Below are 13,487 nucleotides of genomic sequence, written 5' to 3' on the forward strand. Positions count from 1 at the left end.
ACCTTCTGCAGAACAGACAGGACAGCGGAATAAAGACAAGAATCACACCTTCCTTTCAGGATCGACTGCAGCCAGGCGGTCTGCCAGAGAAACAAACTGACTGACCTTGATCCTTTCTGGTCTCCAGCTGAGATCGATGCCTTCCTCTTCAAAAATCCGATACAGGAGGTCTTTACCAAAACGGGCAAAGCGTTGTCCAGACATGGCACTGAGATTATTCTTGATTGTCTTTCGTCTGGAGACAAAGATATCCCGAATGAGGGCCTGAAAGATTTTGCGGTCTTTCATGTCCTGATACAGTCCGTGAGGAGTTAAAAGAACGATCCTTGAAGAGACCCGCGGGACAGGATAAAAAGATCCCGGATTGAGGACGCCGCAGTCCTTCACATGGAAGGCGCTCTGACAGAGTATGGAAAAGGAAGAATAATTCTTCTGCCCTTCTTTGGCGGTCATCCTATCGCCCATTTCACTCTGGACAGTCAAAACCAAGCGGGACGGAAGAATGTTATTTTCGACGAAGGAAGCAATAATGGCCGATGCGGCATTATAGGGAAGGTTTCCCAAGACCTTATGGGGAATACCATATTGTTCACACTCGGACTGCCAGGTTTTGATCACATCTCCTGAAACAATCCGGAAGCGATCATACTCAATCATGGCCCGTTTTAAGTATTCCACATATCCCGGATCAATTTCAAAAACCGTCAGATCAATGGGTTCGGAAGCGACCATTTTTGTCATGGCCCCCAAACCGGGTCCGATCTCCCAGAGCCTGTCACCATCTTGAAGTTCCAGAAATTTTACAATCTTTTCCCGGGCTCCCCGATTAATCAGAAAGTTCTGTCCCCAGCGCTTGCGTGGTCCCAAACCCATTAGATCGAGAAGAGCCTTTATCTCGGTTATGGAATCGTAATTCAGATCCAAATTTTCTTTTTCCACTCAACCCTCCAGGTCTGTACGTTAGGCCTAATAATAGCGGAAAGAGAAGGATCAGGAAAAGCCCCGGATTTGAATACTTCATAGTAATGGGCGGAATCTTTTGAAACAGAAGAGCTGTGAGCAGCAGAAGGGATTCCAGAAATCCTCCCACAGCGTTGATGACGGGAATAATAAAAGATGTCTCGGGGAGAAATATTAGAAAGATTCCCCAGTAGAGGTAAAATGTGACGAGAGGAGTCAGCACTAGAGAGGCCAGTATTCCTGCAGGATACCAGAGACCGAAAATGGAGAAGACCAAAGGAAGTGTCCAGATTTGTGCGGCAAAGGAAGCACTGAGAGCCACAGACAGGATACTCCCCACCCGTCTTTTAAGAATATTATAAAGAAGGGGACCCGTAGTCAAGATTCCCCACAAGGCAAGGTAGGAGAGGCGGGCCGAAAGGCTGTGTAGAGATTCGGGAGCCCAAAGGCCTGTGATCAAAAAAGAACAGATGAGAATCAGCCTGAGATTTGGTTTTCGATAACTCAGCTTTCCAGCCACGACCAGGAGATACATCAGAACCGACCGCACCAGGGAGGGTTTAGGGCCTGCTAGATACAGGAAGATCAAAAGTCCGATGGCGGCGGCGATAAGCCCTCCCCTGTATCCCAGGGGAAAACGGAAAAGGCTAAAGAGCAAGAAGGCAACAAGTCCGGAATGAAACCCTGAAAGAGCAATAATATGTGCCGTTCCAGTTTCACGAAAGAGGGAGGCACTGCTATCCATGTCCGGATGCTTTAAGCCCAACACCAGGGCGGGTAAGAGAGTTTCCGACAAGTTCCCGACTCCTTCTGCAACTCTTCGAACCCTTCTGATCACCAATTCCCGCCATCCACCGGGACGGGGGCTCCAGTATTGAAGTAAATCAGATCCTATAAAGTAATACTCATTGCCCTCAGGGTTGGTCCTCTCTATAAGACGTCCTTGAAGAACCAGATGATCCCCCCTGAGCCATCGGCGGGACCCGAAAGAATTCATAACAGGGAGAGTCGCCGACAAAACACCCCGAGCCTCACCAGACACTCCTGACCTGGATTCGACAGATTCCAGGTCCAGATTGAGGAAAAGACGGCCATGACTGCCCCAGGAAGGCTCCTGGGTAAGACGGCCATAGATAAGTGTAATTCGACCCGTTTCCAGAGGAATGGAAACAGCCGTCCCACGGAGGTACTGAATTTGGGATACACAAAGATAGGAGATGAGGCAAAGGAAGAGAAGAAGTCCTTTTTTCCCCTGGGTCATTAGAAATCCACCCAGCAGGAAGAGGGGCAAGTAGAAAATGATACTCAAATGAAAGGGCTGTAGAATGGTGTAAACAACAGCAAAAGACAGGACCCATTTCACAAAAAGACCTGAGCAGGGATCTTTGAATACTCGAAGCATGTCTTTTTAACGAAAGGTCTGATGGTATAAATTCAAAAAACCCCGGATTTTCATTCCGGGGTCAATGCTTTAGATCATAAAAAGCTTATTGAAGGGCTTCCTGAGCCTGCTTGGCCAGTCGATTGATGGCCGGTGTATAATTTGAGAACTGAACCTCCGTCAAAATGGCATTCCCGCGGCTGTTTCCGGACATCCCTATGGATTTGATAATCTGTTTGATGTATTCCAGCTGATCACGACTGGCTTCAATCCCATCGGATTGTCTCTGGTTGTAAAGAGACAGTTTTTCCGTCAGGACATCCACAGCTGCATCACTACCAATCACCCCAAGAGCGAAATATGAGTAGATGATTTCATTCCCATCTTTGGCTAACTCTATTGTTTTCTTAAGCAAGGGAACCGATGCATCATCCTTGGACTCATTTTCAATCAGAATTTTTATAGCTTCTACTCTGAGTTTAGAGAGATCATCCTGTTGATTCTTATCATTTGTCTGATACTTATGCCCTTCTGTCAGAGCTAAAATAGCGACTTTACTCTTATTTTCTAAGGGTGCTGATGAATCTTTTTCTACCATAAGAGCCACTTTCTTGGTCTTAAAATCTGCATCCTTCATGATGTTCATAATAGGTTCTGTCGGATCATCTGCCATGGTCTTCAACGATTCAAGAGCCAGTTCCTTGGTTCGTCTTGAATACCAACCTGAAGCCGCATAAAAGACGGGCTCAAAACCCGCAGGATCTCTCATTTTCTGCAATGCCATAACGCTACCATAGGCCTCAATTTCGGCATTAGTAGGATTGTCCTGCTGTGTGTTGAAATTCAGATTTCTCAAGAGTGTCGCGATTTCAGGAGCATATTTAACGGCTCTTATTTCTCCCAATGCAACAAGAGCATCGGCTTTTAATAGAGAGTCATCTGCCGGATGGGTGACCACAAACCAGAGAAGGTCTTCTGCATCTCTGCTCTTGAGGTTTCCCAAGGCCTTGACAATCATACTTGTCATATCTACCCATTTTGTCATCAAAGCCCTGTCGCCACGAAATTTTTCCTGGTTTTTAACCATTTCTTCCAGAGCTTCTATCAGCACAGGTTCAACGGCACGGTCATTGAGACGCACAATATTCTGAAGGACCATTTCTTTCTGTTCCAGAGAGTTAGAACGCTTATATAAACGGGTCCAGACTTCGGCTGAATTGGAAAATACAGGAAAAATAGAAATTGAAAAAAACAAAAATGCACTGAATACGGTTATTTTCTTAATCATGATATCTCCTACTGAAGTACAGTTTTTTCAACTGTAAAAACAACATATTCTTTCTCAATGATATCGATGATGTCTCCATGACGGTTCATAGTAGTCTCTTCGATGACATTGCCGGTTTGATCATAGCTATACTTGACTGTTCTGATAAGCGTTTTTCCCATGTAATAAAGAGCCTGATCGAGGCGATCTTCCTGAAAAACATACTCTGTTTTCTTTTCCAGTTTTGAAGTAGGAGAATAAGTGGCTTCCAGGACAAGATTGTCGCCTTCATACTCCAGTTGCGTATAACCTTCAAGATCACCTGCTGGCATAAAATAGTTCATCTGTACCAGTTTATTATTCTTGTATTCATACTGGGTGTACATCATGGGGATTCCACCGCTGTCGCCGGAAACCCATTTGGTCCGTCTCCCTTTATCGTCGTATTCATAGGATGATACGGACAAAAGCTCTCCCTTGGGATTGAAATACGCTTCTTCTATGACTCTTTTATTCTCATCGTATGTGAATTCAGAATAGGAAACCAGTTTACCGCTGGAAATATAATCACTTCGAATAAGAAGACTATCACTATTGTAGCTGAAAATCTCCTCGGAAATTACGGATTCATCAGATCCAATCTGGGATTTGGTTAAAATCTTACCATCCTCGTCATATTCATATAAACGATACCCGTCTACAAAGCCATCTTCATATTTAATTGTCTCCTGAGAAACAAAATACTCATCTTTTACAACAGTAACCCAAACAGGAGTTTTCTCTTCTAAAACATCACTTTGGACCGTTGGGGAGGTTTCGGACTCCTGTTCACTGACCGGTACTGAGGAACAACTGTACAGGAACAGCATCAGAGGGATAAACCATATTTTTTTTAATATAATTCGCATGAGAAAGTCTCCTTACAATGCATAGCGTATGAGGATTTAGTTGGCCTCTAGGGCTTAACTTAATACTATAAAGTGAAAAAGTAAAGAATTGTAGAGAGATTGAAAGGGATCTTATTGGAGATTAGTCGTATTCAAAAGTGGGTAACTCTTCTTCGACGGCTTCGAGGGACTCCAGGTCGTCATCGGGTCCTTTTTCCACTTCTGGAACAGCTCCATTTGCGGGATTGTCATTCATCAAATTCGATTCTGCTTGTGATTCGTTCTGTTTCAGAGTGTTCCCGGCCAGAGACTGCTCATTGCGATAAATGTCATAGACAAAAGCAAGAATCAGATAACGGGACTGCTCATCCGGTTCTTCCGCCTGAATATGAAGAACTGAGATGTTTCTTTTCCTGTCATAATCAATGGTTCTGACGATACCTCTCAAAATTGCAACTTTACCAAAAAGCTCCATTTGAAGTTTACAGCACATATTGACCTTACCCTGACCTCCGATCATTATGGCCGCTCCATCTTCGGAGATATCCTGAAGAATACAACGGAGCCCGGGCTGACTCTCCGGCAGCTGAGTTGATGTCTTGAGACTTTTGACAGGATAGAGCTGGATGGGTAGCTTGCAACTTGTTCTAACAGACTTTCTTTTCTGACTGCGCAAAACAACTTCTGAATGACTCATTCTGAGAGTTTTAAATTCTCTGTCGGGATAGCCTTCCATAATGCGTGACTGAAAGAAATATCCCGCATCTTCCCGACGCCAGAAATAGACATTCAATGTTCTGTCCCGCCAGCTGAACCCCACAGGGAGGGGTGGTCCTTTCGGATAGGTAACCAGAATATAATTTCTATTGTTCTCAAGAACAGAACATTCATATATACCCAGCACATCCACCTTAAGCTTCAGGATCTGGTTAATCGCAATATCATAGGTTGTCTCCAAACCTCTGTTATATCGGGGTTTTTGAAATTCAACACTCTTTCTGTAGCTGTATAATTTCTTCAACAGGTATTCCAGGTACTCCTGTTCATCGCTGTCTTTTTCTTTCTCAATCATTTTGTGGATTCCCGCCAGAGACTTATCCAGAACATCTACAGACCAGAAGAGGGACGAAGGTTTTTGATGTTTATTCACAACTGCGATCTTACGAAGCAAGTTGATCTCTTTGAAACTGAACCCGGCATCTTTTCCCATAGAGTAAAATTCAACCCAGTTGACCTTTGTCAGGCCTTTTCTCACACCGAGAAACAGGGGAATCGTCGAGGCGATTATAAATAATGTTAAAAGAGTGTAAAGAATACTCATATCTCCCTATCTTATCGGCAGTAAGATCCCTTTTAATTACACAGAACAGATGTTTTCAACATATAGTAGATAAGCTAAACTATGAGTGTCCAAAAAAGAGGAAAAAATGAGAAAGATCACTGTTAATATACCCCCTGTTTCTGAGAGAGCGGAGTTTCCTATCATTTTCATACTCCTTTTTCTACCCTCCTATTTAAACCAGCAGTCTCTCCCCTTAGCACCTTTTGACTCCCCCTCATTCATGATGCAGTCCATCCTCCAGTCTATGCTTGTTTTTTTTCTCATCCGGTATTTGATGCAACTCCGTCCAGCTGTAGCGGGCAATCGAACAGTGGTGACTTCGGCACTGTCTCCTCAAATCAATGTTAAACATAGTTTGATCGTTTTAGCTGGTTTATTAGGGATGCATGCCCTCTACTCCTTCCTAGTCATCCCCTTCCTTTTAAGTGCAGGATTCATGGAACACCCTGCTGAACCCCTGCTCATAAGTAGAGGGATTATGCTCCTTCCCGCCTTATTCACCTGTTTTGCAGCGGCTGTGATGGAGGAGTTTTTCTTTCGAGGCTACGCCTTCTTCAGGATAGAAGAATCGGGATTAGAGAGAGTCCCCGCCCTTTTGCTTGTCAATCTTATTTTTGCAGTCGGCCATCTCTATGAAGGCATTCCTGCTGCTTGTTTTGCCCTTTTTTCAGGTATTTTTTTAAGTGTCCTAGTATTAAAAAAAGTATCCCTGTTCTCCCTGGCTGCTGCTCATGGTATATTTAACTTTATAATGATCTTACTCAGTTTCCTGCGTCATATAAATCTATGAATTGCCAATGAGGAAGAGAATTGAAGGGAGACCCCGATTATGAAAAGACTGATGCTACTGCTTTTGATCATGTCCATCTGGAGTCTGCAGGCGGAAACTGTGGATGTAAGCCGTTTATCCCCCCTGGGGTTCGCCTTTCCAGATCAGCCTATGACATCACCTTCAATCAAGGCTTATAGGGGTGACACCCAGGTTGACCTCATGGACCAGAACAAAGTCACCCTCTTATATTTTTGGTCGGAGATCACCCCCTCCAGCCTCAGTGACCTTCCTCTTCTGGAGAGTCTAAAAGACGAGCTGGCGGACCTTGATATACTCATTGCGCCAGTCAATCTCAATGAAGATTATCCTGTAGTTCAAAAAATTGTGAAGCAAATGAATTTAACACTGGAGATATACTACTTCCCGGAACCCGGTCCTCTGGCTCCCTATATTCTTAAAACTGTACCCGCAGCCTATATTCTGAACAAAAAAGGACAGCTGGTTGCCTCAGTTCAGGGGAATGCCCCCTGGGGACATCCGGATATTCTCCGCACCCTGAAAGAATTGGCAGCGGAATAGATCAATGTCAAACATACAAGCAGCCAAAGCTATGACAATATTTTCTCCTGATGCCAAAGGGACACTTGTTTCCAGGCCTAACAGGTTCATTGTCATGGTGAAACTTGAAAAAGAAACTGTCAGGGCGCACTGTCCCAACCCGGGAAGGCTCATTGAGCTCATGAATCCCGGTAGAGAGATGATTCTGGAAAAGAGCCAGGACCCTCTGCGCAAAACGGCCTGGACCCTCAGTGCCGCAATCTACAAGGGGATGACCGTACCCCTTTATTCTGCCAGGGCCAATGGAATCACTGGGGATCTGATCATCCCCCGCCTATTTCCGGATGCCAGAGACATCAAGGCGGAGTTCAGCTGGGGCTCCTCCAGGTTTGATTGGCATTTTTACTCCGGTGAAAAGGAGATATTCCTCGAAGTAAAGGCCTGCACCCTCATCGAAGAAGGCACAGCCATGTTTCCCGACGCTCCTTCCATCAGAGCATCCAGGCACCTAGAAGAGCTTTATGAACTGGAGGGAAACAGGGAAGCCCACGTTGTTTTCGTCATCATGAATCCGGAGACCAGACGCTTCATCCCCAACCTTCATACCGACCCTGATTTTGCGGCCATGGTTCACCGGGTCAGGGATAAGGTTCATTTTCACGGAGTCAGTGCCTCTTGCACCCCAGAGGGAGAACTGCGCATTTCAAGCCTGAACGTACCCGTCTTGACCGATAAAATCGGGGCTCTGGAACAGGATAGCGGTATTTATATGATCCTCATTAAAATGAAGTCCTGCCGCATGACTGTGGGTGCTCTGGGAGACATTGAATTTCAATCCGGATGGTACATATACACAGGTTCCGCCTTAAGAAATTTAAAGTCCCGGGTGGGCAGGCATCTCAGGAAGAGAAAGAACAAACGCTGGCATGTTGATTATTTGATAGACCGTTCAGAAAAGACAAAATCCTATCCTATTTACACACAAAAAAAGATGGAATGTGATCTGGCGGCGGGCATAGCCGAAATTTCAGATTCCCGGGTGAAAGGATTTGGATGTTCCGACTGCGACTGCGATTCTCATCTTTTTTATTTCAAAGAGGACCCGCAGCAGAACAGGGATTTCCTGAATCTGCTGTTTCATTACCGTCATACCCTAGCCTTTGACTGAAGACGACTCCTCTTTCACGGCACAACGCCCGGTATAATCACTCCTTTGGAAAAAAGGGGGAACCGAACTCTCTGAAAAATATTCATCCACGGCCTGTCTGGAACCGCTGAAATGGCCGTAGTCGTCTATAATGAGAAGCCCTCCCTTGCAGAGGCGGGGATAGAGGACTTCCAGTTCTTTTTTCGTAGAGGCATACCAGTCCGTATCGAGTCTTAAGAGCGCCGGCTTGTCCGGAGCCTGACTATTTAGAGTCTCGCAAACATCTCCCTGCACAATATGAAACAGATCCATAGGATAACCAGTTAAGGAGAGGTGCTGTTCCACCATTGCAGTTCCGGCGGCCCACCATCCCTCGTGCCAGCGCTCACTCACCGGTTCTCCCGTTGAGGCGATTCGGTCTTCTTCCCCCGGCTCGGTCATTCCCGCAAAAGTATCATACAGCCATATAGGCCGGGGTTCAGCCTTTTGTGATAGGAGAGTCATGGCCATAAGCATGCAGCTTCCTCCCTTCCAGACACCACATTCTACAAAGTCGCCTTCTATACGGCGTGTCAGAAGATGTTTAATGCCGGAATAAAGAGCATAAGCTCTTTCCATGGAGATCATTGTGTAAGGAGAGACCAGCTCCCATATTTTTAGAAACTCCTCTTCCATGTCTATACGGAAGGTAGCAGGTGATTCACATCCCCAGCCCTGAAGAGACAGATAATCGGCCATCTCCTTTTGGGATGAAAAGGTTTTGGAAATAGGATTGTGTTCTTTCATGGTTTGTATAAAAAGAGGTCGGCGTATCCGGAATCCTTAAAACGATAGGTCAAGACACCTGTTTCGTCCTTGGTCAGAGGGCCAATCAAAAGTTTGTAGAGAGTCTGATCTTCCCTATGTTCTGTCCAGACGACCATGGGATAACGGGCTTCAATGCCGATGATTTCATCATAAACACTTTCCGTGCTGCCATAGGCGCCTAACTGGATATAGGAGGAACCGTTATTCAACTGATTGACAATGTAGTCCTTCAAAGCACTACGGTCTACCAGAACAGGGACAATTTCCTCTTCTTCGCCTTTGACAGTAACAGGGCCGGTGGGAGGTCTGAAATCTGAGGGTGTCAGAAAATAGATAACATTGTCTCCCTTGGGAAGTAGATCTTCAACACTCTCTTCCTTATCAAGCTCAGTGGTAATCTCTGCTGCCGGCTCTTCGGGAATTTCCAGAGTAACCAGGTCTACAGCCTCATGAACTTCTGTCGGGATCTCTTCGGGTTCCTCTTCTTCTTTTTCGCTTCCAATGGTTTCCACGGGAACAGGCACCGGAACGGGTTCATCTCCAAATAAATCGGGTGTGCCTAGAGCCCCCCCATCGGCCAGAACCTCTTCGGCATCTGCCACGTCATCATCCGCTAGGACCGGAACATCCACAAGAGAGGGTTCTGTTACCACAGGAACCGTTACAGAAGGATTAATATCGGGGTCAATGCTGCTAAACTCGTCATAATCGCTGACCTCTTCGGATGGGACAACCTGGACCTGAACAGAAACGACCTGGCCCTCTGGAATATCCAGAGCCTTTCCCGCCTCATCACTGAGAACAAGAAAAACACCCGGCCTGGGCGCCCGTTTCACAATTGTCAGTTCTACGGTTTTGTCATTTTGAGGATTTTTCACGCGAATGACTGTATTCCTCGGAAAAGAACTGGAAGCACCCGAAAGGGGAAAATCTTCCATAAAGTTTACAAATTCTGAGGCATCCACAGAAGCATTTCCTGACCATACCGGCTGGGCATAAACAGGAACTGTTCCCACTGGGAGTATCAAGAAGGCAAAAAGGATCAGTAGAAAACCGATCCCGGATGCTCGTATGTCTCGTTTGTTATTCATCTTGAATTGATTTACCATTTCATATCTCCTTAGCTTACCACCGGTCACCCACAAGGGATTCACAAAGCTTGCTGCCCAAAGCCGCATACAGTTCTGAGGGGTCTTTGTACAAGTTCTCTAATTCTGTTTCATCTACAAATACAGCGTTTAATGATTCAGATTCATCAGCTTTGACAAGTGATCCCCGGAGTCCTTCCTCGACCAGACTCCAGCTTATAACATAATCTGCTCCGGTCTTCAACGCCAAACTCAGAGTCCCAGACTCATCTGCTTCAGACATATCAGAAAAGGCAATGCAACCCCGATTAAACAATACATCCATGATTCCCGCTTCTGCGGACTGTGAATAGATTCTTATTGTTTCATCATCCTTATCACTCATTGAAGCCGAATGAACCAGAACTGTCTGGGCCTCCAAAGCCATCAGGGGAATGAATAAGATGAGGCAAAGCAATATTAGACTTTTTAAGGAACTGTATTTCATTGATTACTCCCGCCTGGACAAGAATCACCTTGTTTTTTTCATATTATCGGCTCATTAAAAAGAAATCCGAGTCTTTTTTCAAAGGGGTATATTAACGAATGGATAGGTCTGTGGTATTCTGGTTCGCGTGAGCAATAAAAAAGGTAACAGGATCTTTATAATTGGCGCCGGTTTTGCCGGAGAGAACATAGCACATGAAATCAGCAAAAAGAGCCATACCGGTGAAGTTGTTGCTTTTCTGGATGATGACCCCGCAAAAATAGGAACAAAAATAGGGAAAATTCCCGTATTGGGTCCTATCAGGGAATTCGCAGGGATTCTGAGAACAACACCTGCGGATGAAGCCATCATTGCAATTCCTACAGCCGATAAAAAAGAACTGTCAGTCATTTACAGAATACTTAGTAGGGCCGAATTCAACAGAATCCGCATACTTCCCAATATTTCTCAGATCGTCAATGGCCATGCCCACCTGGTACAGGCCAGAGACATAAATCCCGAGGACCTACTCACCAGGAATCCAGTTTTGATAGACCTGGTTGAAAGCCTATCCTACCTCAGGGGGAAAAGGGTCCTCATCACAGGAGCCGGAGGCAGCATCGGAAGCGAACTCGCCCGCCAGCTCCTTTCGGGAGGGGCGGAAAGACTCTACCTCTTGGGCCATGGTGAAAACAGTATATATAAGATTGACAGAGAACTCCGTCTGCTCCAGGAAGGGGGTGTGGGCGAGAAGGCAACCGTCGTTCCGGTCATTGGAGACCTACAGGATTCACAGTTCATGAATTTCATCTTGAAACGCCTCAAGGCAGATGTTATTTTTCATTGTGCGGCCCATAAACATGTCCCCATGCTCGAATACAATCCGGTAGAAGCTGTTAAGAACAATGTATTCGGCACCTATAATCTCATCAAAGCCGCTGAGGCCTCAGGGACTGAAAAATTGGTTCTTATTTCGACAGACAAAGCAGTCAACCCCTCCTGTGTTTACGGAGTCACTAAAAAAATTGCCGAGATGCTGGTCCTTCAGGAACGGGAAAAAGGTCAGGACTTCATGGTCGTTCGCTTTGGGAATGTCCTCGGTTCACGGGGAAGTATCATCCCTCTATTTAAGGAACAGATTCTTGCAGGTGGTCCGGTCACAGTCACACATCCCGAAACCACCCGCTATTTCATGACCATCCCCGAAGCCTCTTCACTGGTATTGAAAGCCGGTGGCGTAGGAGAAAACAGGGGCCTTTATGTACTGGATATGGGAGAGCCGCTGAAAATCCTGGAGCTGGCCCGTCAGATGATCCACTTTTATGGATTTACAGAAGATGATATTCCTATAAACTTCATAGGCATGCGTCCTGGAGAAAAAGTAAAAGAGAGGCTCTGGAGTGAAGGGGAAAAACCCTCGAAAACTGACTATGCCCGAATCTTCAAGGTAGCCGCCGATTCGGTGAATCTATCTGCAGAGACCGTTTTAAACGCCCTCCGGCCCGTCTGTTATTTTGATGAGTCCCGGAGCGAATTATACAGAAATAGAAAACAGCTGAGAGGCATCCTGAAGGATTTTTTTCCAGGAATAAGGGTACCAGATGACGAACCAGAATATTGAATCCATCCCTTTTGCCCGGCCGTCTTTAGGGCAGGAGGAAGAGGAAGCCGTCCTCAAAGTTCTCAGAAGCGGCTGGTTGACGACAGGCAAGGAAGCCCAGGCTTTTGAAGATGAATTTATCCGGTATACCGGGGCTGCTCATGCTCTGGCTGTGAATTCGGCCACTGCTGGACTGCATCTGATCCTGGAGGCTCTGGGGGTAAAAGAGGGGGACAAGGTTCTCACCAGCAGCTACACCTTCACCGCCACAGCCGAGGTGATCCGTTACTGTGGAGGCGATCCGGTCTTTGTTGATCTGGCTCCTGGAAGCATGAATATGGACCCTAAGGATTGCGAAAAAAAAATCAAAAAACTATTGGATGAGGGACAAAATGTAAAGGGAATACTTCCCGTGCATATTGCCGGGAATCCCGAAGGACTGGAAGAACTCTTTGCTCTGAGCCGCCGCTACGGTCTGTTCCTGGTGGAGGATGCAGCCCACTGTTTTCCCGTTCCCTCAAAAAAAGGGATGATCGGTACCTGGACCGACGCGGGAGTCTATTCTTTCTATGCCAATAAGACAATCACCACAGGAGAGGGAGGCATGATCGTCTTTCAAGATCCTCAATTGAAGGAGAGGATCAGCGCCATGAGGCTCCACGGCATCGATAAATCGGTCTGGGACCGTTATACATCGCTGAAGGCTCCCTGGGAATACGATGTCATTGCCCCGGGGTTCAAATACAACCTCAATGATATTGCGGCCACTATCGGCAGGGTTCAACTCAGAAAAGCCAAGGAGCTTTTGAATAAACGCAAGGCTCTTGTTCAGGCTTATAGAACAAGACTCAAAGACGCTGATTTTCTTGACCTACCAACCTGGAAAGAAGATCATGCCTGGCATTTATTCATCATCAGCCTCAGATTGGACAAGCTCAACATTGACCGGAATCAATTCATGAATATACTAAGAGACAGGGGCATAGGGACTTCGGTTCATTACAAACCTCTTCATATGATGACCTATTACCGTGAACGGTATAAGTTGAAAGAGGAGGATCTGCCCCTTGCTACCGGTTTATACCACAGAGTCATCAGCCTTCCCCTATTCCCCGATATGACAATGGATCAGCTTGAAAGGGTTTGTCAGGTGATCCTTGAAACAGGTGAATCCCATAGAAGCAAAGCAGAGATGGAGAGTGTGAAATAAAA

Annotated in this window: 13 protein-coding genes; 5 read left to right on the plus strand and 8 right to left on the minus strand. The window is 45.9% G+C overall.

Going from position 1 to position 13,487, the window contains the following annotated elements:
* Positions 1-42: 42 nt before the first annotated feature.
* The 5 genes from rsmA to EXM22_RS08095 all read right to left on the minus strand — a co-directional run bounded on the left by rsmA (position 43) and on the right by EXM22_RS08095 (position 5,816).
* The gene (gene rsmA, locus EXM22_RS08075; RefSeq protein WP_149486021.1) at positions 43-939 is read right to left on the minus strand and encodes a 16S rRNA (adenine(1518)-N(6)/adenine(1519)-N(6))-dimethyltransferase RsmA; all 897 of its coding nucleotides are present in this window, start codon (positions 937-939) and stop codon (positions 43-45) included.
* Entirely contained in the window at positions 827-2,362 is a 1,536-nt protein-coding gene (locus EXM22_RS08080) for a ComEC/Rec2 family competence protein (RefSeq protein ID WP_149486022.1), read from the minus strand. Before EXM22_RS08080 ends, rsmA begins: the two co-directional genes overlap by 113 nt.
* A gap of 85 nt (positions 2,363-2,447) precedes the next feature.
* Complete coding sequence (locus EXM22_RS08085) at positions 2,448-3,629, minus strand: hypothetical protein (protein WP_149486023.1); 1,182 nt, start codon at positions 3,627-3,629, stop codon at positions 2,448-2,450.
* Positions 3,630-3,637: 8 nt separating this feature from the next.
* The gene (locus tag EXM22_RS08090; protein ID WP_149486024.1) at positions 3,638-4,516 is read right to left on the minus strand and encodes a hypothetical protein; all 879 of its coding nucleotides are present in this window, start codon (positions 4,514-4,516) and stop codon (positions 3,638-3,640) included.
* A 121-nt stretch (positions 4,517-4,637) separates the two neighbouring features.
* Positions 4,638-5,816 (minus strand): PilZ domain-containing protein, encoded by a 1,179-nt coding sequence (locus EXM22_RS08095; protein ID WP_149486025.1) that lies wholly within the window; start codon positions 5,814-5,816, stop codon positions 4,638-4,640.
* A gap of 106 nt (positions 5,817-5,922) precedes the next feature.
* Here EXM22_RS08095 and EXM22_RS08100 point away from each other — a divergent pair, with 106 nt between their 5' ends.
* Genes EXM22_RS08100 through sfsA form a run of 3 tightly spaced genes read left to right on the plus strand, consistent with a single transcriptional unit; the run spans position 5,923 to position 8,335 of the window.
* Positions 5,923-6,627 carry a CPBP family intramembrane glutamic endopeptidase gene (locus EXM22_RS08100; protein ID WP_149486026.1) on the plus strand — a complete coding sequence of 235 codons (705 nt, stop codon included), beginning with the start codon at positions 5,923-5,925 and terminating at the stop codon, positions 6,625-6,627.
* A gap of 39 nt (positions 6,628-6,666) precedes the next feature.
* Positions 6,667-7,188 carry a TlpA family protein disulfide reductase gene (locus EXM22_RS08105; RefSeq protein WP_149486027.1) on the plus strand — a complete coding sequence of 174 codons (522 nt, stop codon included), beginning with the start codon at positions 6,667-6,669 and terminating at the stop codon, positions 7,186-7,188.
* A gap of 4 nt (positions 7,189-7,192) precedes the next feature.
* A complete protein-coding gene (gene sfsA, locus EXM22_RS08110; protein WP_149486028.1) occupies positions 7,193-8,335 on the plus strand; it encodes a DNA/RNA nuclease SfsA in 1,143 nt (380 codons plus the stop codon).
* On the opposite strand, the gene EXM22_RS08115 is transcribed toward sfsA, so the two are convergent.
* Genes EXM22_RS08115 through EXM22_RS08125 form a run of 3 tightly spaced genes read right to left on the minus strand, consistent with a single transcriptional unit; the run spans position 8,321 to position 10,696 of the window.
* Positions 8,321-9,100, minus strand: a complete 780-nt coding sequence (locus EXM22_RS08115; RefSeq protein ID WP_149486029.1) for a TylF/MycF/NovP-related O-methyltransferase — start codon at positions 9,098-9,100, stop codon at positions 8,321-8,323. The two genes, sfsA and EXM22_RS08115, sit on opposite strands and share 15 nt — an antisense overlap.
* A complete protein-coding gene (locus tag EXM22_RS08120; protein ID WP_149486030.1) occupies positions 9,097-10,230 on the minus strand; it encodes an RlpA-like double-psi beta-barrel domain-containing protein in 1,134 nt (377 codons plus the stop codon). Before EXM22_RS08120 ends, EXM22_RS08115 begins: the two co-directional genes overlap by 4 nt.
* 16 nt (positions 10,231-10,246) lie before the next feature.
* On the minus strand, positions 10,247-10,696 hold the full coding sequence (locus EXM22_RS08125) for a hypothetical protein (RefSeq protein ID WP_149486031.1): 450 nt from the start codon (positions 10,694-10,696) through the stop codon (positions 10,247-10,249).
* A gap of 127 nt (positions 10,697-10,823) precedes the next feature.
* Here EXM22_RS08125 and EXM22_RS08130 point away from each other — a divergent pair, with 127 nt between their 5' ends.
* Complete coding sequence (locus EXM22_RS08130; protein ID WP_149486032.1) at positions 10,824-12,296, plus strand: polysaccharide biosynthesis protein; 1,473 nt, start codon at positions 10,824-10,826, stop codon at positions 12,294-12,296.
* Positions 12,277-13,485, plus strand: coding sequence for a DegT/DnrJ/EryC1/StrS family aminotransferase (locus EXM22_RS08135; RefSeq protein WP_149486033.1), 1,209 nt, complete (start codon positions 12,277-12,279; stop codon positions 13,483-13,485). Before EXM22_RS08130 ends, EXM22_RS08135 begins: the two co-directional genes overlap by 20 nt.
* The last annotated feature ends 2 nt before the right edge of the window (positions 13,486-13,487 follow it).

The organism is Oceanispirochaeta crateris (assembly GCF_008329965.1).
Taxonomy (GTDB): domain Bacteria; phylum Spirochaetota; class Spirochaetia; order DSM-2461; family DSM-2461; genus Oceanispirochaeta; species Oceanispirochaeta crateris.

Coding starts and splice junctions, on each gene's coding strand:
- EXM22_RS08080 (WP_149486022.1), bottom strand. CDS start 2,362: ATGCTTCGAGTATTCAAAGATCCCTGCTCAGGTCTTTTTGTGAAATGG.
- EXM22_RS08085 (WP_149486023.1), bottom strand. CDS start 3,629: ATGATTAAGAAAATAACCGTATTCAGTGCATTTTTGTTTTTTTCAATT.
- EXM22_RS08090 (WP_149486024.1), bottom strand. CDS start 4,516: ATGCGAATTATATTAAAAAAAATATGGTTTATCCCTCTGATGCTGTTC.
- EXM22_RS08095 (WP_149486025.1), bottom strand. CDS start 5,816: ATGAGTATTCTTTACACTCTTTTAACATTATTTATAATCGCCTCGACG.
- EXM22_RS08100 (WP_149486026.1), top strand. CDS start 5,923: ATGAGAAAGATCACTGTTAATATACCCCCTGTTTCTGAGAGAGCGGAG.
- EXM22_RS08105 (WP_149486027.1), top strand. CDS start 6,667: ATGAAAAGACTGATGCTACTGCTTTTGATCATGTCCATCTGGAGTCTG.
- sfsA (WP_149486028.1), top strand. CDS start 7,193: ATGTCAAACATACAAGCAGCCAAAGCTATGACAATATTTTCTCCTGAT.
- EXM22_RS08115 (WP_149486029.1), bottom strand. CDS start 9,100: ATGAAAGAACACAATCCTATTTCCAAAACCTTTTCATCCCAAAAGGAG.
- EXM22_RS08120 (WP_149486030.1), bottom strand. CDS start 10,230: ATGGTAAATCAATTCAAGATGAATAACAAACGAGACATACGAGCATCC.
- EXM22_RS08125 (WP_149486031.1), bottom strand. CDS start 10,696: ATGAAATACAGTTCCTTAAAAAGTCTAATATTGCTTTGCCTCATCTTA.
- EXM22_RS08135 (WP_149486033.1), top strand. CDS start 12,277: ATGACGAACCAGAATATTGAATCCATCCCTTTTGCCCGGCCGTCTTTA.